The 1,634-nt window shown below is 56.9% G+C and carries 1 rRNA gene (running past one end of the window); it reads left to right on the forward strand.

The features are described from left to right. Positions 1–1,634 (forward strand): 23S ribosomal RNA (locus tag ACFWOG_RS40365) (its annotated part continues 1,274 nt past the right edge of the window); the annotation flags it as partial.

The raw sequence follows: 1,634 nt of genomic DNA on the forward strand, positions 1-1,634 counted from the left end.
GGGGTCGTGGGATTTTTCTTGACCGGTCTGCCGGCCGGTCGGCGAGTCAGAAACCGTATGGATAGTCGAAGGACATGCGAAAGGTCCGGCGTAGAGGGTAAGACCCCCGTAGACGAAATCTGTACGGCTCGTTTGAGAAACTCCCAAGTAGCACGGGGCCCGAGAAATCCCGTGTGAATCTGGCGGGACCACCCGCTAAGCCTAAATATTCCCTGGTGACCGATAGCGGATAGTACCGTGAGGGAATGGTGAAAAGTACCGCGGGAGCGGAGTGAAATAGTACCTGAAACCGTGTGCCTACAAGCCGTGGGAGCGTCGTTCACGTTTTCGGACGTGGGCCGTGACTGCGTGCCTTTTGAAGAATGAGCCTGCGAGTTTGCGGTGTGTAGCGAGGTTAACCCGTGTGGGGTAGCCGTAGCGAAAGCGAGTCCGAATAGGGCGTTTGAGTTGCATGCCCAAGACCCGAAGCGGAGTGATCTAGCCATGGGCAGGTTGAAGCGGAGGTAAGACTTCGTGGAGGACCGAACCCACCAGGGTTGAAAACCTGGGGGATGACCTGTGGTTAGGGGTGAAAGGCCAATCAAACTCCGTGATAGCTGGTTCTCCCCGAAATGCATTTAGGTGCAGCGTCACGTGTTTCTTGCCGGAGGTAGAGCACTGGATAGGCGATGGGCCTCACCGGGTTACTGACCTTAGCCAAACTCCGAATGCCGGTAAGTGAGAGCGTGGCAGTGAGACTGTGGGGGATAAGCTCCATGGTCGAGAGGGAAACAGCCCAGAACACCGACTAAGGTCCCTAAGCGTGTGCTAAGTGGGAAAGGATGTGGAGTCGCAGAGACAACCAGGAGGTTGGCTTAGAAGCAGCCACCCTTGAAAGAGTGCGTAATAGCTCACTGGTCAAGTGATTCCGCGCCGACAATGTAGCGGGGCTCAAGCACATCACCGAAGTCGTGTCATTGCAGCATATAGGGCCAACGCCTGCTGTGATGGGTAGGGGAGCGTCGTGTGCCGGGTGAAGCGGCGGTGGAAACCAGTCGTGGACGGTACACGAGTGAGAATGCAGGCATGAGTAGCGATACAAGAGTGAGAAACTCTTGCGCCGATTGACCAAGGGTTCCTGGGTCAAGCTGATCTGCCCAGGGTAAGTCGGGACCTAAGGCGAGGCCGACAGGCGTAGTCGATGGACAACGGGTTGATATTCCCGTACCCGCTTTGAAGCGCCAACGCTGAACCAGGTGATGCTAAAGCCGTGAAGCCGGCCCGGAGTCTTCGGACAAAGGGACGTGGTGGAGCCGCTGAACCAAGTCTGTATTAGGTGAGCGATGGGGTGACGCAGGAAGGTAGTCCAGCCCGGGCGGTGGTTGTCCCGGGGTAAGGGTGTAGGCCGAGTGATAGGCAAATCCGTCACTCATTGAGGCTGAGACCTGATGCCGAGCCGATTGTGGTGAAGTGGATGATCCTATGCTGTCGAGAAAAGCCTCTAGCGAGTTTCATGGCGGCCCGTACCCCAAACCGACTCAGGTGGTCAGGTAGAGAATACCGAGGCGTTCGGGTGAACTATGGTTAAGGAACTCGGCAAAATGCCCCCGTAACTTCGGGAGAAGGGGGGCCATTCCTGGTGACGGCACTTGCTG

Source organism: Kitasatospora sp. NPDC058406 (assembly GCF_042722765.1).
Lineage (GTDB): Bacteria > Actinomycetota > Actinomycetes > Streptomycetales > Streptomycetaceae > Kitasatospora.